Raw genomic sequence first — 239 nt, 5'->3', positions numbered from 1 at the left:
CTCTAAAACAATAAAACTAAAACCTATAATCTTACGACCCTTCTTCTTTTGAGTGTAACTAATATTAAGGTCTGATTTTTCATTTATCTCTTCAACAGCAAGGTTTAAAACCCTCTTTTTGAAATTGCTCATGGTTTGATATTCGTCAAACTCTAGCCCTAACTGCCCTCTGAATTTCTCCAATTCAAATACAGGTGTTTTTTTGGCTTGTTTCCATTGAACCAGCAGCTCATAAAGCC

1 pseudogene is annotated in these 239 nt (G+C 34.7%); it reads right to left on the bottom strand.

From position 1 onward, the window contains the following. Window positions 1-239 (bottom strand): annotated as a pseudogene (locus tag AAEY79_RS16290) (replication initiation protein); the annotation flags it as partial.

This window comes from Psychrobacter sp. GW64-MNA-CIBAN-0177 (genome assembly GCF_040309585.1).
Taxonomy (GTDB): domain Bacteria; phylum Pseudomonadota; class Gammaproteobacteria; order Pseudomonadales; family Moraxellaceae; genus Psychrobacter; species Psychrobacter okhotskensis.
The sequence above is the reverse complement of the archived record's forward strand: the minus strand, read 5'-3'. Positions and strand labels throughout refer to the sequence as shown.